Source organism: Streptomyces sp. NPDC001351 (genome assembly GCF_042896045.1).
GTDB lineage: Bacteria > Actinomycetota > Actinomycetes > Streptomycetales > Streptomycetaceae > Streptomyces.
Map to the genome: position 1 here is coordinate 473,656 of NZ_JBIAWS010000007.1, position 25,184 is coordinate 498,839.

The 25,184-nt window shown below is 70.7% G+C and carries 23 protein-coding genes; 21 read left to right on the top strand and 2 right to left on the bottom strand.

Annotation, left to right across the window (positions count from 1 at the left end):
- The first annotated feature begins 49 nt into the window (after positions 1 to 49).
- The 7 genes from aroC to nusB all read left to right on the top strand — a co-directional run bounded on the left by aroC (position 50) and on the right by nusB (position 6,343).
- Positions 50 to 1,234, top strand: coding sequence for a chorismate synthase (gene aroC / locus ACFY1U_RS27485; protein ID WP_390696773.1), 1,185 nt, complete (start codon positions 50 to 52; stop codon positions 1,232 to 1,234).
- 29 nt (positions 1,235 to 1,263) lie between these two features.
- On the top strand, positions 1,264 to 1,746 hold the full coding sequence (locus ACFY1U_RS27490) for a shikimate kinase (RefSeq protein ID WP_390696873.1): 483 nt from the start codon (positions 1,264 to 1,266) through the stop codon (positions 1,744 to 1,746).
- Positions 1,743 to 2,834 carry a 3-dehydroquinate synthase gene (aroB, locus tag ACFY1U_RS27495; protein ID WP_390696774.1) on the top strand — a complete coding sequence of 364 codons (1,092 nt, stop codon included), beginning with the start codon at positions 1,743 to 1,745 and terminating at the stop codon, positions 2,832 to 2,834. The genes ACFY1U_RS27490 and aroB overlap by 4 nt, the downstream gene beginning before the upstream one ends.
- Positions 2,835 to 3,138: 304 nt before the next feature.
- On the top strand, positions 3,139 to 4,005 hold the full coding sequence (locus tag ACFY1U_RS27500; RefSeq protein WP_390696775.1) for a Pro-rich N-terminal domain-containing protein: 867 nt from the start codon (positions 3,139 to 3,141) through the stop codon (positions 4,003 to 4,005).
- A 176-nt stretch (positions 4,006 to 4,181) separates the two neighbouring features.
- Entirely contained in the window at positions 4,182 to 5,288 is a 1,107-nt protein-coding gene (locus tag ACFY1U_RS27505; RefSeq protein WP_390696776.1) for an aminopeptidase P family protein, read from the top strand.
- A gap of 51 nt (positions 5,289 to 5,339) precedes the next feature.
- Entirely contained in the window at positions 5,340 to 5,906 is a 567-nt protein-coding gene (efp, locus tag ACFY1U_RS27510; protein ID WP_020117452.1) for an elongation factor P, read from the top strand.
- A gap of 2 nt (positions 5,907 to 5,908) precedes the next feature.
- Entirely contained in the window at positions 5,909 to 6,343 is a 435-nt protein-coding gene (gene nusB / locus ACFY1U_RS27515; protein WP_030946863.1) for a transcription antitermination factor NusB, read from the top strand.
- Positions 6,344 to 6,532: 189 nt separating this feature from the next.
- On the opposite strand, the gene bldD is transcribed toward nusB, so the two are convergent.
- Entirely contained in the window at positions 6,533 to 7,033 is a 501-nt protein-coding gene (gene bldD, locus ACFY1U_RS27520; protein ID WP_099927449.1) for a transcriptional regulator BldD, read from the bottom strand.
- Positions 7,034 to 7,286: 253 nt separating this feature from the next.
- Between bldD and pyrR the strand changes: the two genes are divergently transcribed.
- The 14 genes from pyrR to ACFY1U_RS27590 all read left to right on the top strand — a co-directional run bounded on the left by pyrR (position 7,287) and on the right by ACFY1U_RS27590 (position 24,254).
- On the top strand, positions 7,287 to 7,877 hold the full coding sequence (pyrR, locus tag ACFY1U_RS27525; RefSeq protein WP_390696777.1) for a bifunctional pyr operon transcriptional regulator/uracil phosphoribosyltransferase PyrR: 591 nt from the start codon (positions 7,287 to 7,289) through the stop codon (positions 7,875 to 7,877).
- A gap of 141 nt (positions 7,878 to 8,018) precedes the next feature.
- Complete coding sequence (locus tag ACFY1U_RS27530) at positions 8,019 to 9,005, top strand: aspartate carbamoyltransferase catalytic subunit (RefSeq protein ID WP_390696778.1); 987 nt, start codon at positions 8,019 to 8,021, stop codon at positions 9,003 to 9,005.
- A gap of 6 nt (positions 9,006 to 9,011) precedes the next feature.
- Positions 9,012 to 10,298, top strand: coding sequence for a dihydroorotase (locus tag ACFY1U_RS27535; RefSeq protein WP_390696780.1), 1,287 nt, complete (start codon positions 9,012 to 9,014; stop codon positions 10,296 to 10,298).
- Positions 10,295 to 10,855 (top strand): hypothetical protein, encoded by a 561-nt coding sequence (locus ACFY1U_RS27540; RefSeq protein WP_390696781.1) that lies wholly within the window; start codon positions 10,295 to 10,297, stop codon positions 10,853 to 10,855. Before ACFY1U_RS27535 ends, ACFY1U_RS27540 begins: the two co-directional genes overlap by 4 nt.
- The gene (carA, locus tag ACFY1U_RS27545; protein ID WP_390696782.1) at positions 10,852 to 12,009 is read left to right on the top strand and encodes a glutamine-hydrolyzing carbamoyl-phosphate synthase small subunit; all 1,158 of its coding nucleotides are present in this window, start codon (positions 10,852 to 10,854) and stop codon (positions 12,007 to 12,009) included. The genes ACFY1U_RS27540 and carA overlap by 4 nt, the downstream gene beginning before the upstream one ends.
- A complete protein-coding gene (gene carB, locus ACFY1U_RS27550; protein WP_390696783.1) occupies positions 12,002 to 15,310 on the top strand; it encodes a carbamoyl-phosphate synthase large subunit in 3,309 nt (1,102 codons plus the stop codon). The genes carA and carB overlap by 8 nt, the downstream gene beginning before the upstream one ends.
- 64 nt (positions 15,311 to 15,374) lie before the next feature.
- A complete protein-coding gene (locus ACFY1U_RS27555) occupies positions 15,375 to 16,481 on the top strand; it encodes a quinone-dependent dihydroorotate dehydrogenase (protein ID WP_390696784.1) in 1,107 nt (368 codons plus the stop codon).
- Positions 16,478 to 17,323 carry an orotidine-5'-phosphate decarboxylase gene (gene pyrF, locus ACFY1U_RS27560; protein WP_390696785.1) on the top strand — a complete coding sequence of 282 codons (846 nt, stop codon included), beginning with the start codon at positions 16,478 to 16,480 and terminating at the stop codon, positions 17,321 to 17,323. The genes ACFY1U_RS27555 and pyrF overlap by 4 nt, the downstream gene beginning before the upstream one ends.
- Before the next feature lie 311 nt (positions 17,324 to 17,634).
- A complete protein-coding gene (locus ACFY1U_RS27565; RefSeq protein WP_003977346.1) occupies positions 17,635 to 17,958 on the top strand; it encodes an integration host factor in 324 nt (107 codons plus the stop codon).
- 59 nt (positions 17,959 to 18,017) lie between these two features.
- Positions 18,018 to 18,611, top strand: a complete 594-nt coding sequence (gmk, locus tag ACFY1U_RS27570) for a guanylate kinase (RefSeq protein ID WP_115909361.1) — start codon at positions 18,018 to 18,020, stop codon at positions 18,609 to 18,611.
- 53 nt (positions 18,612 to 18,664) lie between these two features.
- The gene (gene rpoZ / locus ACFY1U_RS27575; RefSeq protein WP_003977348.1) at positions 18,665 to 18,937 is read left to right on the top strand and encodes a DNA-directed RNA polymerase subunit omega; all 273 of its coding nucleotides are present in this window, start codon (positions 18,665 to 18,667) and stop codon (positions 18,935 to 18,937) included.
- Positions 18,938 to 19,052: 115 nt separating this feature from the next.
- On the top strand, positions 19,053 to 20,255 hold the full coding sequence (gene coaBC / locus ACFY1U_RS27580) for a bifunctional phosphopantothenoylcysteine decarboxylase/phosphopantothenate--cysteine ligase CoaBC (RefSeq protein WP_390696874.1): 1,203 nt from the start codon (positions 19,053 to 19,055) through the stop codon (positions 20,253 to 20,255).
- A gap of 240 nt (positions 20,256 to 20,495) precedes the next feature.
- Complete coding sequence (gene metK / locus ACFY1U_RS27585; RefSeq protein ID WP_390696786.1) at positions 20,496 to 21,704, top strand: methionine adenosyltransferase; 1,209 nt, start codon at positions 20,496 to 20,498, stop codon at positions 21,702 to 21,704.
- 396 nt (positions 21,705 to 22,100) lie between these two features.
- Positions 22,101 to 24,254, top strand: coding sequence for a primosomal protein N' (locus tag ACFY1U_RS27590; RefSeq protein WP_390696787.1), 2,154 nt, complete (start codon positions 22,101 to 22,103; stop codon positions 24,252 to 24,254).
- 373 nt (positions 24,255 to 24,627) lie between these two features.
- Here the strand turns inward: ACFY1U_RS27590 and ACFY1U_RS27595 are convergent, their stop codons facing one another.
- Positions 24,628 to 25,170, bottom strand: coding sequence for a hypothetical protein (locus ACFY1U_RS27595; RefSeq protein ID WP_390696788.1), 543 nt, complete (start codon positions 25,168 to 25,170; stop codon positions 24,628 to 24,630).
- Positions 25,171 to 25,184 lie beyond the last annotated feature (14 nt).

Here is a 25,184-nt window from a genome sequence, read left to right on the forward strand (position 1 = left end):
ACGCGCGTACGCAGGGCAGTACCAGGGCGCGAGCGACTGAGGAGCACCGTTGAGCAGGTTGCGCTGGCTGACCGCGGGGGAGTCCCACGGTCCCGCACTCGTGGCGACGCTGGAGGGTCTTCCGGCCGGTGTGCCGGTCACCACGGAGATGGTGGCGGATCATCTGGCCCGGCGTCGGCTTGGTTATGGGCGTGGTGCGCGGATGAAGTTCGAGCGCGATGAGGTCACCTTCCTGGGGGGTGTGCGGCACGGTCTGACGCTTGGTTCTCCGGTTGCGGTGATGGTGGGCAACACGGAGTGGCCGAAGTGGGAGCAGGTGATGGCGGCGGATCCGGTCGATCCGGAGGTCCTGGCGGGGCTGGCGCGTAATGCCCCGCTGACCCGTCCGCGTCCTGGTCACGCGGATCTCGCCGGTATGCAGAAGTACGGTTTCGAGGAGGCCCGGCCGATTCTGGAGCGTGCCTCGGCGCGGGAGACGGCGGCGCGGGTGGCGTTGGGGGCGGTGGCCCGGTCGTATCTGAAGGAGACGGCCGGCATCGAGATCGTCTCGCATGTCGTCGAGCTGTGCTCGGTGAAGGCCCCGCAGGGGGTGTACCCGACCCCGGCCGATGTGGAGAGGCTGGACGCGGACCCGTTGCGCTGCCTGGATGCGGATGCGTCGAAGGCGATGGTGGCGGAGGTGGACCAGGCGCACAAGGACGGTGACACCCTGGGTGGGGTGGTGGAGATCCTGGCCTACGGCGTTCCGGTGGGTCTGGGCTCGCATGTGCACTGGGACCGTAAGCTGGACGCCCGCCTGGCCGGGGCGCTGATGGGTATTCAGGCGATCAAGGGCGTGGAGATCGGCGACGGGTTCGAGCTGGCGCGGGTGCCGGGTTCGAAGGCGCATGACGAGATCGTGGGCACGCCGGAGGGCATCCGGCGCACCTCGGGCCGCTCGGGCGGCACGGAGGGTGGCCTGTCGACGGGTGAGCTGTTGCGGGTGCGGGCGGCGATGAAGCCGATCGCGACCGTCCCGCGGGCGCTGCAGACCGTCGACGTGAGCACCGGTGAGGCCACCCAGGCGCACCACCAGCGCTCCGACGTCTCCGCGGTCCCGGCGGCCGGGATTGTCGCCGAGGCCATGGTCGCCCTCGTCCTCGCGGATGCGGTGGCGGAGAAGTTCGGCGGCGACTCGGTCACCGAGACCCGCCGCAATGTGCGGTCCTACCTCGACCACCTGGCGATCCGGTGAGTGGTGTGCAGGTGGTGCTGGTGGGTCCGATGGGGGTGGGCAAGTCCACCGTCGGGCGGTTGCTGGCCGAGCGGCTGGGGGTGGGCTTCCGGGACACGGACGACGACATCGTGGCGGCCGAGGGCCGTTCGATCGCGGAGATCTTCGTGGACGAGGGTGAGCCGGTCTTCCGGGCGATCGAGAAGGCCGCCGTGCACAGGGCGCTGGGCGAGCACGACGGTGTCCTCGCGCTGGGCGGGGGTTCCGTCCTGGATGCCGACACGCGGGCGCTGCTGGCCGGGCGGCGCGTGGTCTACCTCTCGATGGATGTCGAGGAGGCCGTCAGGCGGACCGGGTTGAACGCGGCCCGGCCCCTGCTCGCCGTCAACCCGCGCAAGCAGTGGCGTGAGCTGATGGAGGCCCGGCGGTCGTTGTACGAGGAGGTGGCCACGGCGGTCGTGGCCACCGACGGCCGTACACCCGAAGAAGTCACCCAAGTCGCCCTGGATGCACTGGAGTTGAAAGAAGCATGAGTGAGGCAGTCACCCGCATCCAGGTCGGCGGGAGCGCGGGCAGCGAACCCTACGAGGTCCTGGTGGGGCGTCAACTGCTGGGCGAGCTCGGCGGGTTGATCGGCGACAAGGTCAAGCGGGTCGCCGTCGTCCACCCCGAGGCGCTCGCCGAGACCGGTGACGCGCTCCGTGCCGACCTGGCCGGGCAGGGCTTCGAGGCCGTCGCCATCCAGGTGCCGAACGCGGAGGAGGCGAAGACCGCCGAGGTCGCCGCCTACTGCTGGAAGGCGCTCGGCCAGTCCGGGTTCACCCGCACCGACGTCATCGTCGGCGTCGGCGGCGGTGCCACCACCGACCTCGCCGGGTTCGTGGCCGCCACCTGGCTGCGCGGGGTGCGCTGGATCGCGATCCCGACCACCGTGCTGGCCATGGTGGACGCCGCGGTCGGCGGCAAGACCGGCATCAACACCGCCGAGGGCAAGAACCTCGTCGGCGCCTTCCACCCGCCCGCCGGTGTGCTGTGCGACCTGGCGGCTCTGGAATCCCTGCCGGTCAACGACTACGTCTCCGGACTCGCGGAGATCATCAAGGCCGGCTTCATCGCCGACCCCGCCATCCTGGAGCTGATCGAGGCCGACCCGCAGGCCGCGCGGACCCCGGCGGGCCCGCACACCGCCGAGCTCATCGAGCGCTCCATCAGGGTCAAGGCCGAGGTCGTCTCGTCCGACCTGAAGGAGGCGGGTCTCAGGGAGATCCTCAACTACGGGCACACCCTGGGCCACGCCATCGAGAAGAACGAGCGCTACAAGTGGCGGCACGGCGCCGCGGTCTCGGTCGGCATGCACTTCGCCGCCGAACTCGGCCGTCTGGCAGGGCGGTTGGACGACGCCACAGCCGACCGGCACCGCACGGTCCTCGAATCCGTCGGCCTCCCCCTCCACTACCGCTACGACCAGTGGCCCAAGCTGCTGGAGACGATGAAGGTCGACAAGAAGTCCCGCGGTGACCTGCTGCGCTTCATCGTCCTGGACGGCCTGGCCAAGCCGACCGTCCTGGAAAGCCCCGACCCGGCCGTCCTGCTCGCCGCGTACGGCGAAGTGGGCGAGTAAGTCCGCCGGAGTGTCATCCGTCCGATTCGCCTTACGGACATGGGCACTTCGGGCCGCCCCCGGCCGTTCACCAAACGGCGGCCGGGGCAGGTACCGTTCGGTAGGGAGCGGGCCTCGGGCCCCGCTGCCAGCGCCAATTGCCTGCGGCGAGTGAGCCGAAGGGGCGCGCCGGTGTCGAGAGGTCCGGGGGCCCCTCTGGGGGAGCGCGGAGGCCCGAAGGGCTGAGCGCGGTCGGGCTCTCGACAGCGGCTGCAGCGCCCCGGGGGTGAACCGAGCCCAAAAGAACGAGACGGAGTGGCACCGGATGCAGCACGCAGTGGGTTCTCCGCTGCCGCCGCCCCATCAGCCGGGGCACGGACCGGCCGGAGGCTGGTCGCCGGCCGCACACCAGCCGGGTCCGCACCAGGCGGGCCCGCACCAGGGCTCCGCCCCCGTGCCCCCACCGCCCCCGGCACCGGGCTACCCCCAGGCGCCCTCGCCCTCGGTCCCGCCCGCACCGCAGCACGCCCCGGCCCCACCGGCCCCGGACACCACCGGCCATGTCCCGCTGCCCCCCGGCGGCCCCGTCGCGATGCCCAGCGCGCCGCCCGCCACCACCGCGCCCGACCCGGCCGCCACGACCCTCGCGGTGCTGCTCATCGGCCCCGCGGGCGCCGGCAAGACGAGCGTCGCCAAGTACTGGGCGGATCACCGCCGGGTCCCCACCGCCCACATCAGCCTCGACGACGTACGTGAATGGGTCCGCTCCGGCTTCGCCGACCCGCAGTCGGGGTGGAACGACCACTCGGAGGCGCAGTACCGCCTGGCTCGCCGCACCTGTGGCTTCGCCGCCCGGAACTTCCTGGCCAACGGCATCTCCTGCATCCTCGACGACGCCGTCTTCCCCGACCGCCCGGTCGTCGGCCTCGGCGGCTGGAAGCGCCACGTGGGCCCCGGCCTCCTCCCGGTCGTCCTCCTCCCCGGACTGGAGATCGTCCTGGAACGCAACGCGGAACGCTCCGGCAACCGCCGCCTCACCGACGAGGAGGTCGCCCGCATCCACGGCCGCATGGCGGGCTGGTACGGCTCGGGCCTCCCGATCATCGACAACAGCCAGTTGGACGTCCCCCAGACGGCACGGGTCCTGGACGACGTACTGGCACGTTCGATCGCAAGCCCCCCGAACTGGTGACCACCGGGGACTGCACGGCTTTTAGGGGCGCGGGGCTGTATCGATATGCGGCTCCGCCGCGTGGGCGCGAGAAACCCCCACCGGCCCGCACCCGGCAAACAACAGCCAGCCGCACCCCTATCCCCCAATCGGCACCCCAACCGGCACAAATCCCCCACCGCTCCTACGCTCATCTCATGTCCGAGGTGTACGCACTCCGCCGAGCAAGGCTGAGAGACCGCTGCAAGGCCGGCGGCAGCCAGTCCGCGCTGATCTCCCGGCCCGCCAATGTCCGCTACCTCGCGGGCACCGCCCCGCGGGGCGCCGTCCTGCTCCTGGGCAAGACCGACGACCTGCTGCTCTGCGCCGGCCCGCCGGACGACCGGCCCGCCGAGGGCCGGCCGGACGAGGCGCTGCGCGTGCAGACCCTGCCCGGCAGCGCGGGCGATCCCGCGGTGGCCGCCGCCGACCTCGCCGAGGCCCAGCGCGCCGACACCCTCGCCGTGGAGGAACACCACCTCACGGTGGCCCGGCACCGCGAGATCCGCTCGGTCGTCCCGCGCCTGCGCCTGACCGACCTCGGCGGAGCCGTGGAGCAGCTCAGGGTGGTCAAGGACGAGGAGGAGATCTCCTGCCTCCGCATCGGCGCCGAAATCGCCGATCAGGCCCTCGGTGAACTCCTGGAGTCCATCCTCGTCGGCCGCACGGAACGGCATCTCGCGCTCGAGCTGGAGCGGCGTCTCGTCGACCACGGCGCGGACGGCCCCGCCTTCCCGACCTCCGTCGCCACCGGCCCCAACGCCGGCAGACGCGCCCACCGGCCCACCGACCGCCGCGTCGAGGAGGGCGACTTCCTCTCCGTCTGCCTGGGCGCCGCCTACCGCGGCTACCGCTGCGAGATCGGCCGCACCTTCGTCATCGGCACGTCTCCCGCGGACTGGCAGATCGAGCTGTACGACCTCGTCTTCGCCGCCCAGCGCGCCGGACGGGAGTCGCTGGTGCCCGGCGCGGCCTGCCGCGATGTGGACCGCGCCGCACGTCAGGTGCTGGATTCCGCGGGGTACGCGGAGGGGCTCCCGGCCCTGACGGGGCATGGCGTGGGGCTCGAAATCGATGAGGACCCGCAGCTGGCCCCTGCGGCCATGGGTAAACTGGACGCTTGCGTGCCGGTCACCGTCGAACCGGGGGTCCACCTCCCGGGCCGGGGCGGCGTCCGGATCGATGACACGCTCGTCGTCCGCCCCGAGGCGGACGGCGGACCCGAGCTACTCACCATCACGACCAAGGAGCTGCTCGCACTCTAGGCAGGTGCGTGCGCCGGGGTCGTCCACGTCAGTCCAGGAGATTCCGCAACCGTGGCTTCCACGAACGACCTCAAGAACGGCCTGGTGCTCAAGCTCGAAGGCGGCCAGCTGTGGTCCGTCGTCGAGTTCCAGCACGTCAAGCCCGGCAAGGGCCCGGCCTTCGTGCGCACCAAGCTGAAGAACGTGCTCTCCGGCAAGGTCGTCGACAAGACGTTCAACGCCGGCGTCAAGGTCGAGACGGCCACTGTCGACAAGCGCGACATGCAGTTCTCGTACATGGACGGCGAGTACTTCGTCTTCATGGACATGGAGACCTACGACCAGCTCATGGTCGACCGCAAGGCCGTCGGCGACGCCGCCAACTTCCTCATCGAGGGCTTCACGGCCACCGTCGCGCAGCACGAGGGCGAGGTGCTCTTCGTCGAGCTCCCGGCCGCCGTCGAGCTCGTCGTCCAGGAGACCGAGCCGGGCCTGCAGGGCGACCGCTCCACCGGCGGCACCAAGCCCGCCACGCTGGAGACCGGCCACCAGATCCAGGTGCCGCTCTTCATCACCACCGGTGAGAAGATCAAGGTCGACACCCGTACGAGCGACTACCTCGGCCGGGTGAACAGCTAACCGTGGCTGCCCGCAACACGGCACGCAAGCGCGCCTTCCAGATCCTCTTCGAGGGCGACCAGCGCGGCGCCGACGTCCTGACGGTCCTCGCGGACTGGATCCGGCTGTCCCGGGACGACACCCGGCAGCCGCCGGTGAGCGAGTACACGATGCAGCTGGTCGAGGGCTACGCGAAGCACGCGAAGCGCATCGACGAGCTGATCGCGCAGTACTCGGTCGGCTGGACGCTCGACCGGATGCCGGTCGTGGACCGCAACGTCCTGCGCCTCGGCGCCTACGAGCTGATCTGGGCCGACGAGATCCCGGACGCCGTCGTGCTGGACGAGATGGTGCAGCTGGCGAAGGAGTTCTCCACGGACGAGTCGCCCGCGTTCGTCAACGGCCTGCTGGGCCGGCTCAAGGAGCTGAAGCCCTCACTGCGCCGGGACGAGGCGTAACGACCCCGGTCGTAAGAGGCAGGCATCGCCAGGGGGCCCGCAGCGTGACTGCTGCGGGCCCCCTGGCGTTCCCGTGCCTGCGTGGTCCTCGAAGGCCGCAGAAAGCCGCCGGGGTGGCCGGAACCGTCAAGTTCCGGCCACCCCGGCGGCACGTTTCTGCTGAGGGCCGGTGAGGGCCGTCAGGCCATGTCAGGCGTCTTCGTGGGCGACCGCCCGGCGCGCGTCCGCGTCCAGCACACCCCAGCTGATCAGCTGCTCGGTGAGGACCGACGGGGACTGGTCGTAGATGACGGCGAGTGTGCGCAGGTCGTCCTGGCGGATCGACAGCACCTTGCCGTTGTAGTCACCGCGCTGCGACTGGATCGTCGCCGCATAGCGCTGCAGCGGGCCCGCCTTCTCGGCCGGCACAGTGGCCAGCCGCTCCAGGTCCAGGACCAGCTTCGGCGGCGGCTCGGCGGCGCCGCCCGGGGTGGTGCCCGGCAGGAGCTCCTGCACCGGGACCCCATAGAAATCCGCCAGTTCGGCGAGGCGCTGTACGGTCACGGCACGGTCGCCGCGCTCGTACGAACCGACCACGACCGCCTTCCAGCGTCCCTGACTCTTCTCCTCGACACCGTGGAGGGAAAGGCCCTGCTGGGTGCGGATGGCCCGGAGCTTGGCCCCGAGCTGTTTGGCGTATTCGCTGGACATATAGCTCCCCGGACACTGTGTCGACGCGGCCGAAGAGGTTCCGAGCCGCGCGTCTGGTAACTCACTGTGAGGTTACGCAGCGTGACTCTTCTGCGTCAAGCCGAATGGTCCACACCGACGCTTCCGTGGCCGCGGTGGCCGATTACGCCAGGGGGGTGATCAGGGGCGCCGCCCGGGCCTGCTACCGTGGATGGCGCAAATCCGACGTCCTTTAAGGTCCGTCCCGTGAGGCGGAGAAGGAGGTCCGTTTCGTATGGACAAGCAGGACACATCCGGGATTCCGGCGTCCGATGCGCGGCCGGTTCTCGAAGGCCCCGACATCGCGCGGGTGTTGACCCGCATCGCCCACGAGATCGTCGAGCGCGCCAAGGGCGCCGACGACGTGGTGCTCCTCGGCATTCCGACCCGAGGGGTCTTCCTCGCCCAGCGGCTCGCCGCCAAGCTCGAGGAGATCACCGACCGGAAGATCCCGGTCGGTTCGCTCGACATCACCATGTACCGCGACGATCTGCGCATGCATCCGCCGCGTGCGCTGGCCCGGACCGAGATCCCCGGTGACGGCATCGACGGCCGCCTGGTCGTCCTCGTCGACGACGTGCTCTTCTCCGGCCGTACCATCCGCGCGGCCCTGGACGCCCTGAACGACATCGGGCGCCCGCGCGCGGTGCAGCTCGCGGTCCTTGTCGACCGCGGCCACCGCGAACTGCCCATCCGCGCCGACTATGTCGGCAAGAACCTCCCCACGTCGCTGCGGGAGACGGTCAAGGTCCAACTCGCCGAGGAGGACGGTCGCGACACCGTGCTGCTCGGTGCGAAGCCGGCCGCCCGGGGCGAGCAGCAGTAGCACTCGTACGACTCCGAGTGCGCGGCTGCGCGCCCGTAATGCCCGGCTGTGCTCTCCGGGGCCGTGACACCGGCGGCTGCCGCCGCGGGCCCCGGAACCCGGGCCTCCTAGAAACCTGAACTGCCTTACGGAGCCTGACAGATGCAGCGTCATCTCATCTCGGCCGCCGACCTCACCCGCGACGACGCCGTCCTGATCCTCGACACCGCCGAGGAGATGGCCCGGGTCGCCGACCGGCCGATCAAGAAACTGCCGACCCTGCGCGGCCGTACCGTGGTGAACCTCTTCTTCGAGGACTCCACGCGCACGCGTATCTCCTTCGAAGCGGCCGAGAAGCGCCTGTCCGCGGACGTCATCAACTTCACCGCCAAGGGGTCGAGCGTCTCCAAGGGCGAGTCCCTGAAGGACACCGCCCAGACCCTGGAGGCCATGGGCGTCGACGCCGTGGTCATCCGGCACGGCGCCTCCGGGGCCCCCTACCGCCTCGCCAACTCCGGCTGGATCGACGCCGCCGTCATCAACGCCGGTGACGGCACCCACCAGCACCCCACCCAGGCCCTGCTCGACGCGTTCACCATGCGCCGCCGCCTGGTCGGCCGGGACGCCGGGATAGGGCAGGACCTGTCCGGCAAGCGGATCACGATCGTCGGCGACGTGCTGCACAGCCGGGTCGCCCGCTCCAACGTCGACCTGCTGCACACGCTGGGCGCCGAGGTCACCCTCGTCGCGCCGCCCACGCTGGTGCCGGTCGGCGTCGGGACCTGGCCCTGCGAGGTGTCGTACGACCTCGACTCCACCCTCACCAAGTCCGACGCGGTGATGATGCTGCGCGTGCAGCGCGAGCGCATGAACGCCGCGTTCTTCCCGACCGAGCGCGAGTACTCGCGGCGCTACGGCCTCGACGGCGACCGCATGGCGCGGATGCCCGAGCACGCCATCGTGATGCACCCCGGCCCGATGGTCCGCGGCATGGAGATCACCGCCGAGGTGGCCGACTCCGAGCGCTGCACCGTCGTCGAGCAGGTCGCAAACGGAGTCTCCATCCGGATGGCCGTTCTGTATCTGCTGCTCGGGGGGAACGAGCCCGCCGTCACCCACACCCGCCCCACCGGTTCCGAGGAGAAGTAAGTACAGATGAGCAAGATCCTGATCCGTGGTGCGAAGGTGCTCGGCGGCGAGCCGCAGGACGTGCTGATCGACGGCACGACGATCGCCGAGGTGGGCGTCGGTCTGAGTGACGAGGGCGCCGAGGTCGTCGAGGCCGCCGGCAAGGTGCTGCTGCCGGGCCTCGTCGACCTGCACACCCATCTGCGCGAGCCCGGCCGCGAGGACTCCGAGACCGTACTGACCGGGACGCGCGCGGCGGCGAGCGGTGGCTACACGGCGGTGTTCGCCATGGCCAACACCTTCCCCGTCGCCGACACCGCCGGCGTCGTCGAGCAGGTCTACCGGCTCGGCCAGGAGCACGGCTACTGCGATGTGCAGCCCATCGGCGCCGTCACCGTCGGCCTGGAGGGCAAGAAGCTCGCCGAGCTCGGCGCCATGCACGAGTCGGCGGCCGGTGTCACCGTCTTCTCCGACGACGGCAAGTGCGTCGACGACGCCGTGATCATGCGGCGCGCGCTGGAGTACGTGAAGGCCTTCGGCGGCGTCGTCGCCCAGCACGCGCAGGAGCCCCGGCTGACCGAGGGCGCCCAGATGAACGAGGGCATCGTCTCCGCCGAGCTGGGGCTCGGCGGCTGGCCCGCGGTGGCCGAAGAATCGATCATCGCCCGGGATGTCCTGCTCGCCGAGCACGTCGGCTCCCGCGTCCACATCTGCCATCTGTCGACCGCCGGGTCCGTGGAGATCGTCCGCTGGGCCAAGTCCCGCGGCATCGACGTCACGGCCGAGGTCACCCCGCACCACCTGCTCCTCACCGACGAGCTGGTGCGGACGTACAACCCGGTCTACAAGGTGAACCCGCCGCTGCGCACCGAGCGGGACGTGTTCGCCCTGCGCGAGGCGCTCGCCGACGGCACGATCGACATCGTCGCCACCGACCACGCCCCGCACCCGCACGAGGACAAGGACTGCGAGTGGGCCGCCGCCGCCATGGGGATGGTCGGCCTGGAGACCGCGTTGTCAGTGGTGCAGGAGACCATGGTGGACACCGGGCTGATCAACTGGGCCGGGGTCGCCGACCGCATGTCCTTCAAGCCCGCCCGGATCGGGCAGGCCAAGGGACACGGGCGTCCCGTCTCGGCTGGTGAGCCCGCCAACCTCACGCTCGTCGACACGGAATACCGTGGGTCCGTGGACCCCGCGGGCTTCGCCTCGCGCAGCCGCAACACTCCGTACGAGGGGCGTGAGCTGCCGGGCCGTGTCACGCACACGTGGCTCCGGGGCAAGGCCACGCTCGTCGACGGGAAGCTCACGTGACACCTGTAATCCTGCTCGCAGCCGAGAAGAAGTCGGCGGAGGTCACCGACTGGGCCGCCCGGATCGGCTGGCTCGTCGGACTCGCCCTGTTCATCGCACTCGTCTACTGGCTGATGCGCGAGGGCTGGAAGTGGCGCGGCACGCTCCAGGGTGACCTGCCGGAGCTGCCCAGCGCGCCGGACGAGCCGGGCGAGGCCAGACTGACGATGAGTGGCCGCTATCACGGCTCCACCACCGCCGGGCAGTGGCTGGACCGCATCGTGGCGCACGGCCTCGGCACCCGCAGCCGGGTCGAGCTCACGCTGACGGACGCGGGACTGGACGTCGTACGCCCCGGTGCGAGCGACTTCTTCGTCCCGGCCGCGCAACTGCGCGAGGCCCGGCTCGACAAGGGCATCGCCGGCAAGGTGCTGACCGAGGGCGGACTGCTCGTGGTGACCTGGGCGCACGGCGACCGGCTGATCGACTCCGGCTTCCGCTCGGACCGCGCGGCCGAGCACACCGAATGGGTCGAGACCCTGAACCACATGATCAACAAGACGGAAGGCGCACGATGACAACCTCCACCAGGGGAGCCGCCAAGGTTCCCGCCGTACTCGTCCTGGAGGACGGCCGGATCTTCCGCGGCCGCGCCTACGGGGCCGTGGGGGTGACCTTCGGCGAGGCGGTCTTCTCGACCGGCATGACCGGCTACCAGGAGACCCTGACCGACCCCTCGTACCACCGCCAGGTCGTCGTGATGACCGCCCCGCACGTCGGCAACACCGGCGTCAACGACGAGGACCCGGAGAGCAAGCAGATCTGGGTCGCCGGATACGTCGTGCGCGACCCCGCGCGGGTGCCGTCGAACTGGCGCTCCCGCCGCTCGCTCGACGAGGAGCTGCGCCACCAGGGCGTCGTCGGGATCTCCGGCATCGACACGCGCGCGCTCACGCGTCATCTGCGCGAGCGCGGCGCGATGCGCGTCGGCATCTTCTCCGGCAACGCGCTGCCCGACGAGGGCACCATGCTCGCCGAGGTCCGCCAGGCCCCCGAGATGAAGGGCGCCGACCTGTCCGCCGAGGTCGCCACCAAGGAGGCGTACGTCGTCCCGGCGATCGGTGCGAAGAAGTTCACCGTCGCCGCCGTCGACCTCGGCATCAAGGGCATGACCCCGCACCGCATGGCCGAGCGCGGCATCGAGGTGCACGTACTGCCCGCGACGGCCACCGTCGAGGACGTGTACGCCGTCAACCCCGACGGTGTCTTCTTCTCCAACGGTCCCGGTGACCCGGCCACCGCCGACCACGCCGTCTCCGTCATGCAGGGCGTGCTGGAGCGCAAGACCCCCCTCTTCGGGATCTGCTTCGGCAACCAGATCCTGGGCCGCGCCCTCGGGTTCGGCACCTACAAGCTGAAGTACGGCCACCGCGGCATCAACCAGCCGGTGCAGGACCGCACGACCGGCAAGGTCGAGGTCACCGCGCACAACCACGGCTTCGCCGTCGACGCCCCGCTCGACAAGGTCTCCGACACCCCCTACGGCCGCGCCGAGGTCTCCCACGTCTGCCTCAACGACAACGTGGTGGAGGGCCTGCAGCTCCTCGACCAGCCGGCCTTCAGCGTCCAGTACCACCCCGAAGCGGCAGCAGGCCCGCACGACGCCGCCTACCTGTTCGACCGCTTCACCTCTTTGATGAGCACAGCACTGATGGAGGGCCAGCGTGCCTAAGCGCACCGATATCCAGTCCGTCCTGGTCATCGGCTCCGGCCCGATCGTCATCGGCCAGGCCGCCGAGTTCGACTACTCCGGCACCCAGGCGTGCCGCATCCTGCGCGCCGAAGGCCTGCGGGTGATCCTCGTCAACTCCAACCCGGCGACGATCATGACCGACCCGGAGATCGCCGACGCCACGTACGTCGAGCCGATCACCCCGGAGTTCGTCGAGAAGATCATCGCCAAGGAGCGGCCCGACGCGCTCCTGCCCACCCTGGGCGGCCAGACGGCCCTCAACACGGCCATCTCGCTGCACGAGGCGGGCACCCTCGACAAGTACGGCGTCGAGCTGATCGGCGCCAACGTCGAAGCCATCAACAAGGGCGAGGACCGCGACCTGTTCAAGGAGGTCGTCGAGGCCGTCCGCCAGAAGATCGGCCATGGCGAGTCCGCCCGCTCGGTCATCTGCCACTCCATGGACGACGTGCTCAAGGGCGTCGAGACGCTCGGCGGCTACCCGGTCGTCGTCCGCCCCTCCTTCACCATGGGCGGCGCCGGCTCCGGCTTCGCGCACGACGAGGAGGAACTGCGCCGGATCGCAGGCCAGGGCCTCACGCTCTCGCCGACCACCGAGGTGCTCCTGGAGGAGTCCATCCTCGGCTGGAAGGAGTACGAGCTGGAGCTGATGCGCGACAAGCACGACAACGTCGTGGTCGTCTGCTCCATCGAGAACTTCGACCCCATGGGCGTGCACACCGGCGACTCGATCACCGTCGCGCCCGCGATGACGCTGACCGACCGCGAGTACCAGATCCTGCGCGACATCGGCATCGCCGTCATCCGCGAGGTCGGCGTCGACACCGGCGGCTGCAACATCCAGTTCGCGGTCAACCCGGAAGACGGTCGCGTGATCGTCATCGAGATGAACCCGCGCGTGTCGCGCTCCTCGGCGCTCGCCTCCAAGGCGACCGGCTTCCCGATCGCCAAGATCGCCGCCAAGCTCGCCGTCGGCTACACCCTCGACGAGATCCCGAACGACATCACCCAGGAGACCCCGGCCTCCTTCGAGCCGACGCTCGACTATGTCGTCGTGAAGGCCCCGCGCTTCGCCTTCGAGAAGTTCCCGCAGGCCGACTCCACGCTGACCACCACCATGAAGTCGGTCGGCGAGGCCATGGCCATCGGCCGCAACTTCACCGAGGCCTTCCAGAAGGCGCTGCGCTCGCTGGAGAAGAAGGGCAGCCAGTTCACCTTCGTCGGTGAGCCCGGCGACAAGGCGCACCTGCTCGAAGAGGCCGTCCGCCCCACCGACGGCCGTATCAACACCGTGATGCAGGCCATCCGCGCCGGCGCCACCCAGGAGGAGGTCTTCGAGTACACGAAGATCGACCCCTGGTTCGTCGACCAGCTCTTCCTCATCAAGGAGATCGCGGACGAGCTCGCCGAGGCCCCCGAGCTGACCCGCGAGCTGCTGGCCGAGGCCAAGCGGCACGGCTTCTCCGACCAGCAGCTCGCTGAGATCCGCGGCCTGCGCGAGGACGTCGTACGGGAGGTGCGCCACGCGCTGGGCATCCGCCCGGTCTACAAGACGGTCGACACCTGCGCCGCCGAGTTCGCCGCGAAGACGCCCTACTTCTACTCCTCCTACGACGAGGAGACCGAGGTCGCGCCCCGCGAGAAGCCCGCGGTCATCATCCTGGGCTCCGGCCCCAACCGCATCGGCCAGGGCATCGAGTTCGACTACTCCTGCGTCCACGCCTCCTTCGCCCTGAGCGACGCGGGCTACGAGACGGTGATGGTCAACTGCAACCCGGAGACCGTCTCCACGGACTACGACACCTCCGACCGCCTGTACTTCGAGCCGCTGACGCTGGAAGACGTGCTGGAGATCGTCCACGCCGAGCAGCAGGCCGGGCCGGTGGCGGGCGTGGTCGTCCAGCTCGGCGGCCAGACCCCGCTGGGCCTCTCGCAGGCGCTCAAGGACAACGGCGTGCCGATCGTGGGCACCCCGCCGGAGGCCATCCACGCCGCCGAGGACCGCGGCGCCTTCGGCCGCGTACTCGCCGAAGCGGGTCTGCCCGCCCCCAAGCACGGCACGGCCACCACCTTCGCCGAAGCCAAGGCCATCGCCGACGAGATCGGCTACCCGGTCCTCGTGCGGCCTTCGTACGTCCTCGGCGGACGCGGCATGGAGATCGTCTACGACGAGACCCGGCTGTCGTCCTACATCGCCGAGTCGACCGAGATCAGCCCCTCCCGGCCGGTCCTCGTCGACCGCTTCCTCGACGACGCCATCGAGATCGACGTCGACGCGCTCTACGACGGCCAGGAGCTCTACCTCGGCGGCGTGATGGAGCACATCGAGGAGGCCGGCATCCACTCCGGCGACTCGGCGTGCGCCCTGCCCCCGATCACGCTCGGCGGCTTCGACATCAAGCGGCTGCGGGCCTCCACGGAGGCCATCGCCAGGGGCGTCGGCGTCCGCGGCCTGATCAACATCCAGTTCGCGATGGCCGGCGACATCCTCTACGTCCTCGAGGCCAACCCGCGCGCGTCCCGCACGGTCCCCTTCACCTCGAAGGCGACCGCGGTGCCGCTGGCGAAGGCCGCCGCCCGGATCTCCCTGGGCGCGACCATCGCGGAACTGCGCGCCGAAGGTCTGCTCCCGGCCAACGGTGACGGCGGCGAGCTCCCGCTCGACGCGCCGATCTCCGTCAAGGAGGCCGTCATGCCGTGGTCCCGCTTCCGGGACATCCACGGTCGCGGTGTCGACACCGTCCTCGGCCCGGAGATGCGCTCCACCGGCGAGGTCATGGGCATCGACTCCGTCTTCGGCACGGCGTACGCCAAGTCGCAGGCGGGCGCCTACGGCCCGCTGCCCACCAAGGGCCGCGCCTTCATCTCGGTCGCCAACCGCGACAAGCGCTCGATGATCTTCCCGGCGCGCGAACTCGTCGCCCACGGCTTCGAGCTGCTCGCCACCTCCGGCACCGCCGAGGTCCTCAAGCGCAACGGCATCAACGCCACCGTCGTGCGCAAGCAGTCCGAGGGAACCGGCCCGAACGGCGAGAAGACCATCGTCCAGCACATCCACGACGGCGAGGTCGACCTCATCGTCAACACCCCGTACGGCACCGGCGGCCGCCTCGACGGCTACGAGATCCGTACGGCGGCCGTGGCGCGGTCGGTCCCGTGCCTGACGACGGTCCAGGCGCTCGCCGCGGCCGTCCAGGGCATCGACGCGCTCAACCACGGCGACGTGGGCGTCCGTTCGCTCCAGGAACACGCGGAACACCTGACCGCGGCCCGCGACTAGCAGCCCTGAGGGGGACACCGGAAACGGTGTCCCCCTCTTCATGAGGACCTTGAGGACTCCCGAGATGTACAAGCTTTTCTTCCGTCTGGTTTTCACACGGATGGACCCGGAGCAGGCGCATCACCTGGCCTTCCGCTGGATCCGCCTCGCCGTCCGCATCCCCGTGCTGCGCACCTTCGTCGCCGCAGCCCTCGCGCCCCGGTACAAGGAGCTGCGCACGGAGGCCTTCGGGCTGCGCATGCACGGGCCCTTCGGGCTCGCCGCCGGCTTCGACAAGAACGCGGTCGCGATCGACGGCATGTCGATGCTCGGCTTCGACCACGTCGAGATCGGCACGGTCACCGGGGAGGCTCAGCCGGGCAACCCCAGGAAGCGGCTGTTCCGGCTCGTGAAGGACCGTGCGCTGATCAACCGCATGGGCTTCAACAACGAGGGCTCGCTGGCCGTGGCGGCCCGTCTGGCGTCCCGTGAGCCGGTTTTCAGGACCGTCGTGGGCGTCAACATCGGCAAGACGAAGGTCGTCCCGGAGGCGGAGGCCGTCGGCGACTACGTGAAGTCGACCGAGCGGCTGGCACCGTACGCCGACTACCTGGTCGTGAACGTCTCCTCCCCGAACACCCCCGGCCTGCGCAACCTGCAGGCCACCGAGGCGCTGCGGCCGCTCCTGAGCGCCGTCCGCGAGGCCGCCGACCGCACGGTGACCTCCCGTCGCGTCCCGCTGCTCGTGAAGATCGCGCCGGACCTCGCCGACGAGGACGTCGACGCCGTGGCCGACCTGGCCGTCGAGCTCGGCCTGGACGGGATCATCGCCACGAACACCACCATCGCGCGTGAGGGTCTCGGTTTGAAATCCGAACCCTCCTTGGTGAAGGAGACCGGCGGACTGTCCGGCGCTCCCCTGAAGTCCCGCTCCCTGGAGGTGCTGCGCCGCCTCTACGCGCGCGTGGGCGACCGCGTCACGCTCGTGGGCGTCGGCGGCATCGAGAACGCCGAGGACGCCTGGCAGCGCATCCTGGCCGGCGCAACGCTGGTACAGGGCTACAGCGCCTTCATCTACGAGGGCCCCTTCTGGGGCCGTGCCATCCACAAGGGCCTGGCCGCCCGCCTGGGCACCAGCCCGTACGCCACCCTCGCCGACGCGGTCGGCGCCGACGTGAGGAAGACGGCATGAGCTCTCTCGAACCCTTCGGCGCACGGCTCCGTCGCGCCATGGACGAGCGCGGAGCGCTCTGTGTCGGCATCGACCCGCACGCGTCCCTGCTGGCCGAGTGGGGCCTGAACGACGACGTCGCGGGCCTGGAGCGGTTCAGCCGCACGGTCGTCGAGGCGATGGCCGACCGGGTCGCCGTCCTGAAGCCGCAGAGCGCCTTCTTCGAGCGCTTCGGATCCCGCGGCATCGCCGTACTGGAGAAGTCGGTCGCGGAGGCGCGGGCCGCCGGCGCACTGGTCGTGATGGACGCCAAGCGCGGCGACATCGGCTCGACCATGGGCGCGTACGCCGAGACCTTCCTGCACAAGGACTCCCCGCTCTTCTCGGACGCGCTCACCGTCTCGCCCTATCTCGGCTACGGCTCGCTCTCCCCGGCCGTCGCGCTCGCCCGCGAGAGCGGCACCGGTCTGTTCGTGCTCGCGCTGACCTCCAACCCGGAGGGCGGCGAGGTGCAGCACGCGGTGCGCACGGACGGACGGAACATCGGCGCGACGATGCTGGCGCACCTCGCCGCCGAGAACGCGGGGGAGGAACCCCTGGGGTCCTTCGGGGCCGTCGTCGGCGCCACGCTGGGCGATCTGTCGTCGTACGACCTGGACATCAACGGGCCGCTCCTGGCGCCCGGCATCGGCGCCCAGGGCGCCACCGCGGCCGATCTTCCCGCCGTCTTCGGCAGCGCGGTCCGCAATGTCGTGCCGAACGTCAGCCGGGGGGTGCTGCGGCACGGTCCCGACGCCGGGACGCTGCGCGCGGCCGCGGAGCGCTTCGCGGAGGAGATCAGGGCCGCCGTGGGAGCCGTATGAGGCTTTCGCGACGGTCGTCGCTGGTGTTCGAGGCGCTCGCTCGAGTCCTCCGATGAGTGCTTGTCCGGGCGTCTCCAGGCCCGCTTGAGTCTGGATACATCCTCAAATCCGGGGCATTATGTCCTAAATGTCCGGCCTGACAGAGGCTGACCAGGACTTTTCCGCTGTTCTCGCTGACTCTGGCGCGCTCGCCCGCTAGTCTCCGACGAGAGTCAGTGGGCAAGCGTGTTGCTCGTGGCTCCCCAGGTGTGGGGCGACTAGGTTCCTCACCGGTCCGTATCCGACAGTTCGACATCCGAGGTGACGTAGGCGTGGCTCTTCCGCCCCTTACCCCTGAACAGCGCGCAGCCGCGCTCGAAAAGGCCGCCGCGGCTCGCCGGGAGCGGGCCGAGGTCAAGAATCGACTCAAGCACTCCGGCGCCTCCCTGCACGAGGTCATCAAGCAGGGCCAGGAGAACGACGTCATCGGCAAGATGAAGGTCTCCGCCCTGCTCGAGTCCCTGCCGGGCGTGGGCAAGGTCCGCGCCAAGCAGATCATGGAGCGTCTGGGCATTTCCGAGAGCCGCCGTGTACGCGGCCTCGGTTCCAACCAGATCGCTTCCCTGGAGCGTGAGTTCGGCAGCACCGGCTCCTGAGTCCGGCCACTGCGGACCGGGGGTCCCGGGCACTCCGGGATTGCTGGAATAATCGCTGCATGGCTGCAACATTCCGGGGGACGACCCCCGAGCCCCCGGACGTACGTCCGCGGCTGACCGTGCTCTCCGGCCCCTCCGGGGTCGGCAAGAGCACGGTCGTCGCTCATATGCGCAAGGAACACCCCGAGGTCTGGCTCTCGGTGTCGGCGACGACCCGCAAGCCCCGCCCCGGCGAGAAGCACGGCGTCCACTACTTCTTCGTCACCGACGAGGAGATGGACAAGCTGATCGCCAACGGCGAGCTGCTGGAGTGGGCCGAGTTCGCCGGCAACCGCTACGGCACGCCGCGTGCGGCCGTGCTGGAGCACCTGGAGGACGGCGTGCCGGTCCTCCTGGAGATCGACCTCCAGGGCGCCCGGCAGGTCCGCGAGACCATGCCGGACGGCCGGCTGGTGTTCCTGGCTCCCCCCTCCTGGGAGGAGCTCGTGCGCAGACTCACCGGCCGGGGGACCGAGCCGCCAGAGGTGATCGAGCGCCGCCTCGACGCAGCCAAGATCGAGCTGGCGGCCGAGCCGGAGTTCGACATGACCTTGGTCAACACCTCCGTCGAGGACGTGGCTCGCGAGCTGCTAGCCTTGATGGATGTCCTGTGATCACGAGTGATGTGATCACGACCGATCTTTTCCCATCCATCGGAAGGTAGAGCGTGTCCTCTTCCATCTCCGCGCCCGAGGGCATCATCAACCCGCCGATCGACGAGCTCCTCGAGGCCACCGACTCGAAGTACAGCCTCGTGATCTACGCGGCCAAGCGTGCCCGCCAGATCAACGCGTACTACTCGCAGCTCGGCGAGGGCCTCCTCGAGTACGTCGGTCCGCTCGTCGACACCCACGTGCACGAGAAGCCGCTCTCGATCGCCCTGCGCGAGATCAACGCGGGTCTGCTGACGTCCGAGGCCATCGAGGGCCCGGCGCAGTAGTACTTTCGTATTGCAGTTGGCTTTTCCACAGGCCCGACAGCGCGACTGTCGGGCCTGTGGTGTGTGATGGACTTCTTCGATGGGACTCGTAACGTTCCCGAGCCGGGGAGAGACGGTGGACAAGCCCAAGGTCGTGCTGGGGGTCAGCGGTGGCATCGCCGCCTACAAGGTGTGTGAGCTGCTGCGCAGACTAAGTGAGTCCGGCCATGACGTACGCGTGGTGCCCACCACCTCCGCGCTGCACTTCGTCGGCGCCGCCACCTGGTCCGCCCTCTCCGGCAACCCCGTCTCCACCGAGGTCTGGGACGACGTCCACGAGGTCCCGCACGTCCGCATCGGGCAGCACGCCGACCTGGTCGTCGTCGCCCCTGCGACCGCCGACATCCTCGCCAAGGCCGCCCACGGCCTGGCCGACGACCTGCTCACGAACACGCTCCTGACCGCCCGATGTCCCGTCGTCTTCGCCCCCGCCATGCACACGGAGATGTGGGAACACCCGGCCACCCAGGAGAACGTGGCGACGCTGCGCCGCCGCGGCGCCGTCGTCATCGAACCGGCCGTCGGCCGGCTGACCGGCGTCGACACGGGCAAGGGCCGGCTGCCCGATCCGGCGGAGATCTACGCGATCTGCCGCCGCGTGCTGTCCCGAGGCGTCACCGAACCCGACCTCAAGGGACGGCACGTCGTCGTCAGCGCCGGCGGCACCCGCGAACCTCTCGACCCGGTGCGCTTCCTCGGCAACCGCTCCTCCGGCAAGCAGGGCTACGCCCTGGCCCGCACCGCCGCCGCGCGGGGCGCCCGTGTCACGCTCATCGCAGCGAACACCGGTCTGCCGGACCCGGCGGGCGTGGACGTGGTCCAGGTGGGCACGGCCGTGCAGCTGCGCGAGGCGGTGCTGAAGGCTGCCCCGGACGCGGACGCCGTCGTCATGGCCGCAGCGGTCGCGGACTTCCGGCCGCAGAACTACGCGGCCGGGAAGATCAAGAAGAAGGACGGCCAGGACCCGGACCCCATCGTGCTGGTGCGGAATCCGGACATCCTCGCGGAGATCTCGGCGGAGCGCGCCCGTCCCGGGCAGGTGATCGTCGGCTTCGCCGCCGAGACCGACGACGTCCTGGCCAACGGCCGCGCCAAGCTGGAGCGCAAGGGCTGTGACCTGCTCGTGGTCAACGAGGTGGGGGAGCGCAAGACCTTCGGGTCCGAGGAGAACGAGGCGGTGGTGCTGGGTGCCGACGGCAGTGAGACCCCCGTGCCCCACGGGCCGAAGGAACATCTGGCCGAAACCGTCTGGGACCTGGTGGCGGAGCGCCTCGGCTGAATGTTTCATCCGCTTCTCAGTCCCCTTAAACCTCTGCCACAGGAGTGTGGCGCCCCCTGGCCAACGCCCCTCGGTATTGGGCAGAATGCGCGTGCCGCAGGTCACAGCACTCCCGAGAGGCGAGACAGGGAGGCGGGTGACCGAGCACGACCGATAAACTGTTCTCGGACGACCACGGGCGCAGCCTCCGGGCCGTCCGCCAATGATCAGCCAGCAGCCGCTGCAACCCCAGGGAGCGTTGTGTCCCGTCGCCTGTTCACCTCGGAGTCCGTGACCGAGGGTCACCCCGACAAGATCGCTGACCAGATCAGCGACACCATTCTCGACGCGCTTCTGCGCGAGGACCCGACCTCCCGGGTCGCCGTCGAGACGCTGATCACCACCGGCCTGGTGCACGTCGCCGGTGAAGTCACCACCAAGACCTACGCGGACATCGCGACCCTCGTCCGCAACAAGATCCTCGAGATCGGCTACGACTCCTCGAAGAAGGGCTTCGACGGCGCCTCCTGCGGCGTCTCGGTGTCCATCGGCGCGCAGTCCCCGGACATCGCTCAGGGTGTCGACACGGCGTACGAATCCCGGGTCGAGGGCGACGAGGACGAGCTGGACCGCCAGGGCGCCGGCGACCAGGGCCTGATGTTCGGTTACGCGACCGACGAGACGCCCACCCTGATGCCGCTGCCGATCTTCCTGGCGCACCGCCTGTCGAAGCGCCTGTCCGAGGTCCGCAAGAACGGCACCATCCCCTACCTGCGCCCCGACGGCAAGACGCAGGTCACCATCGAGTACGACGGCGACAAGGCCGTCCGTCTCGACACCGTCGTCGTCTCCTCGCAGCACGCGAGCGACATCGACCTGGAGTCGCTCCTCGCCCCCGACATCCGCGAGTTCGTCGTCGAGGCGGAGCTGAAGGCGCTCCTGGACGACGGCATCAAGCTGGACACGGACAGCTACCGCCTCCTGGTCAACCCGACCGGCCGCTTCGAGATCGGCGGCCCGATGGGCGACGCCGGCCTCACCGGCCGCAAGATCATCATCGACACGTACGGCGGCATGGCCCGTCACGGCGGCGGTGCCTTCTCGGGCAAGGACCCGTCCAAGGTCGACCGCTCCGCCGCGTACGCGATGCGCTGGGTGGCGAAGAACGTGGTCGCCGCGGGCCTCGCCTCCCGCTGTGAGGTCCAGGTGGCGTACGCCATCGGCAAGGCCGAGCCCGTCGGTCTGTTCGTCGAGACCTTCGGCACCGCCAAGATCGACCACGAGAAGATCGAGAAGGCGATCGACGAGGTCTTCGACCTTCGCCCGGCCGCGATCATCCGCGACCTCGACCTGCTCCGCCCGATCTACGCCCAGACGGCGGCGTACGGCCACTTCGGCCGTGAGCTGCCCGAGTTCACCTGGGAGAAGACGGACCGCGTGGACGCGCTGCGGAAGGCGGCGGGGCTGTAGGCTCCGCGGTTCTTCACCGGGCCCGGTTCCCTCGGGGGAGCCGGGCCTCGGTGCGTTCCGGTCGTAAATCGCTCGCCCGCCGTGCCGGTCGCTCCCTACGCTGATCATCTCCCGGTGCGATGGCCGCGGTTCCTTCGGTGGAGTGCGCTTCGTGCGCGCGGTGATTCTGGAAACGTATGCCGCTGCCGTGCCGATCTCGGGAGAGCCGACGTGCTCCGGTGCGATGGTTGCGGATACTTCTGGGGATGACCCCTCGCAGGTTCGAATCCTGCTGCCGGTCCTGGACCGGTATGGCCGAGTGGCCCAAGGCAAAGGCGCCTGACGGCGTTCGTGATCCGCGGCCGGACTGATCTCGGGCGACGTCGGCTGTCAGTGGCGTTTGGTAAGAATGCAAGCGTGAGCAGCGAGAACGGGCGGACGGACGGCGGGGCGGAGGGTGCGCCGCCCGAGCAGCTTGCGCTCATCAGGGAGAGCGTGCGCAAGGCCGAGGTGCCCAGGGCCAAGCCGCGGACCTGGCGGGGGGCCGCGCTGGCCAAGGAGCTGCCTGTCGCCCGGGTGCTGGTCGACAAGGGCGTGCTGCATCTCGACCGGTACTTCGACTACGCGGTGCCCGAGGAACTCGATGCGGATGCTCAGCCCGGGGTGCGGGTGCGGGTGCGGTTCGGGGCCGGTCGGCATCGGGTGCGGGAAGGGCGGCGCGAGGGCGGCGGGCTGATCGACGGGTTCCTTGTCGAGAGGCGTGCCGAGTCCGACTACTCCGGGCCGCTCGCCGCGCTGGCCCAGGTCGTGTCTCCCGAGCGTGTGTTGAGCGAGGAGTTGCTGGGGCTGGCCCGGGCCGTCGCCGACCGGTATGCGGGGAGTCTGGCCGATGTGCTCCAGCTCGCCGTGCCGCCGCGCAGCGCGCGGGCCGAGCAGCGGCCCTCACCCGAGCCGCTGCCGCCGCCGGCGATGCCGGAGGCGGGCTCCTGGGTGCGGTACGAGCGGGGGGCCGCGTTTCTGGAGTCGCTCGCGTCCGGGGGTGCGCCGCGTGCGGTGTGGAATGCGCTGCCGGGATCCGAGTGGAGCGACGAGCTGGCACGGTCCGTGGCGGCGACGCTGGTCTCCGGGCGCGGCGCGCTCGTGGTGCTGCCCGACGGGCGGGCGGTCGCCCGGGTCGACGCGGCACTGACCGCGCTGCTGGGGGAGGGGCGGCACGCGGTGCTCACCGCCGACGCCGGTCCCGAGAAGCGGTACCGGGAGTGGCTCGCCGTGCGGCGGGGAGCCGTCCGGGCGGTCATCGGGACCCGGGCCGCCATGTTCGCCCCGGTTCAGGATCTCGGCCTCGTCGCCATCTGGGACGACGGGGACGACAGCCACAGCGAGCAGCACGCGCCCCAGCCGCATGCGAGGGAAGTGCTGCTGCTGCGGGCCGCCCTGGACAAGTGCGCGTTCCTGCTGGGCAGTTGGAGCTGCACCGTCGAGGCGGCGCAGCTGGTCGAGAGTGGCTGGGCCCGGCCGCTCGTCGCCTCGCGTGAGCAGGTGCGGGGGGCTGCGCCGCTGGTGCGGACCGTGGGGGACGGGGATCTCGCGCGAGACGAGGCGGCCCGGGCCGCCCGGCTGCCGACCCTCGCCTGGCAGGCCGTGCGGGACGGGCTGCGGCAGGGGCCGGTGCTGGTACAGGTGCCCCGGCGGGGTTACGTCCCTCGGATGGCGTGCGCCAACTGCCGGGCACCCGCGCGGTGCCGGCACTGCTCCGGCCCGTTGGAGGGGCAGGAGGCCGCGGCCGCGCTGCGGTGCGGGTGGTGCGGGCGGGACGAGAGCGGCTGGCACTGTCCGGAGTGCGGCGGGTTCCGGCTGCGGGCGCAGGTCGTGGGGGCGCGGCGGACCGCCGAGGAGCTGGGGCGGGCGTTTCCCGCCGTTCCGGTGCGGACCTCCGGGCGTGAGCATGTGCTGGACACCGTGCCGGGCGCGCCCGCGCTGGTCGTGAGCACACCGGGGGCCGAGCCCGTCGCCGAGGGCGGCTATGCGGCGGCCCTGCTGCTGGACGGCTGGGCTATGCTCGGCCGCCCCGACCTGCGCGCCGGCGAGGACGCGCTACGGCGCTGGCTCGCGGCCGCCGCGCTCGTCCGGCCGCAGGGTGCCGGCGGCACCGTGGTGGTCGTCGCCGAGCCGACACTGCGGCCCGTGCAGGCGCTGGTGCGGTGGGATCCCGTCGGGCACGCGGTGCGGGAGCTCGCCGAGCGGGCCGAGCTGGGCTTCCCACCGGTGTCACGGATGGCGGCGGTGTCCGGGGACGGCGAGGCGGTCGCCGCATTCCTGCGCACGGCCGAACTGCCCCGGGAGGCCGAGGTGCTGGGACCCGTGCCGCTGCCGGTCACGGCAGCCGGGCGGCCGCGGCGGGCGGGGGCGCCTCCGCCGGGGGAGCACTGGGAGCGGGCACTCGTCCGCGTACCACCGGGCCGCGGAGCCGCCCTGGCCTCGGCACTGAAGGCCGCGCAGGCCGCGCGGATGGCACGGGGGGCCGGCGAGGCCCCGGTCCGGGTGCGGATCGATCCGCCCGACATCGGGTGAGGCGGTTGGGTGTCCAGGATCGCTGGGGCCGTTGGACGTCGAGTGCGGTGGCCGGGTGCCGTGTGCGGCCGGACAGCGGGTGAAACCGCGTGACCTCGGTGAGGTCGCCGGACAGCGACTGAGGACGAAGCTCGGGTCGGGTGAGACCGTCGGGCCCTGGGTGAGGCCGCGGCGCGTCGGGTGGGACGGCTGCCCGGCCTGAGGGGGAGGCCGCTGCCTGGGCATGTCCCTGCGTGTCCCGAAGGCGCATCCCAGGGTGGTGTTCCCGAGGGAGCGTCGCCGCTGCTACGCGGCGCACCCCGCCCCCCGATTCGTGTTCCGACGTGCAACTGCCCTCCCGAAGCCGGCCGGGAGGGCAGGGGGGAGAGGTGGTTCAGCCGTTGCGGGGGCCGGGGAAGGCTGTCGGCCTGGCCTCGTCGCGGAGGGACGGACTGCCGGCCGTCGGCTGGGTCGGCATGGAGCGCGCGGCGGGGACCGTCGGCACTGTAGGGATGCCGGTGTTCACGCTGACGGTCCGGGAGCCCGCCGGCTCGGTGGTCCGCTCGGTCTCGGCGGCCGCCTGGGCCGCGGCGCGACGGGCACCGTAACGGCGGTGCACCGCCTGCTTGGTGACCCCCAGTGCGGAACCCACCGCGTCCCACGAGAAGCCGAGGGAGCGGTCGAAGTCGACCGCGGCCGTGACCAGGGTCTCGACACTGTCCCGCAGCTCCTGCGCGAGACGGACCGTCGGGGCGGGAGCGCGCCCGTAGACGACGAAGCCCGTGGAGGGGCCGGAGCGGCGCGGGCGGTAGACATTCCCCAACTGCGCGGTGAGCGTGCGCAGTGCGTCCACCTGCCGGCGGACCCGCTCGATGTCCCGCACCAGCAAGTGCAGGCTGGCCCGAGCCTGGGCGTCGTGGGTTGCGTGGTCGGCCATGAACAAGCCTCTCG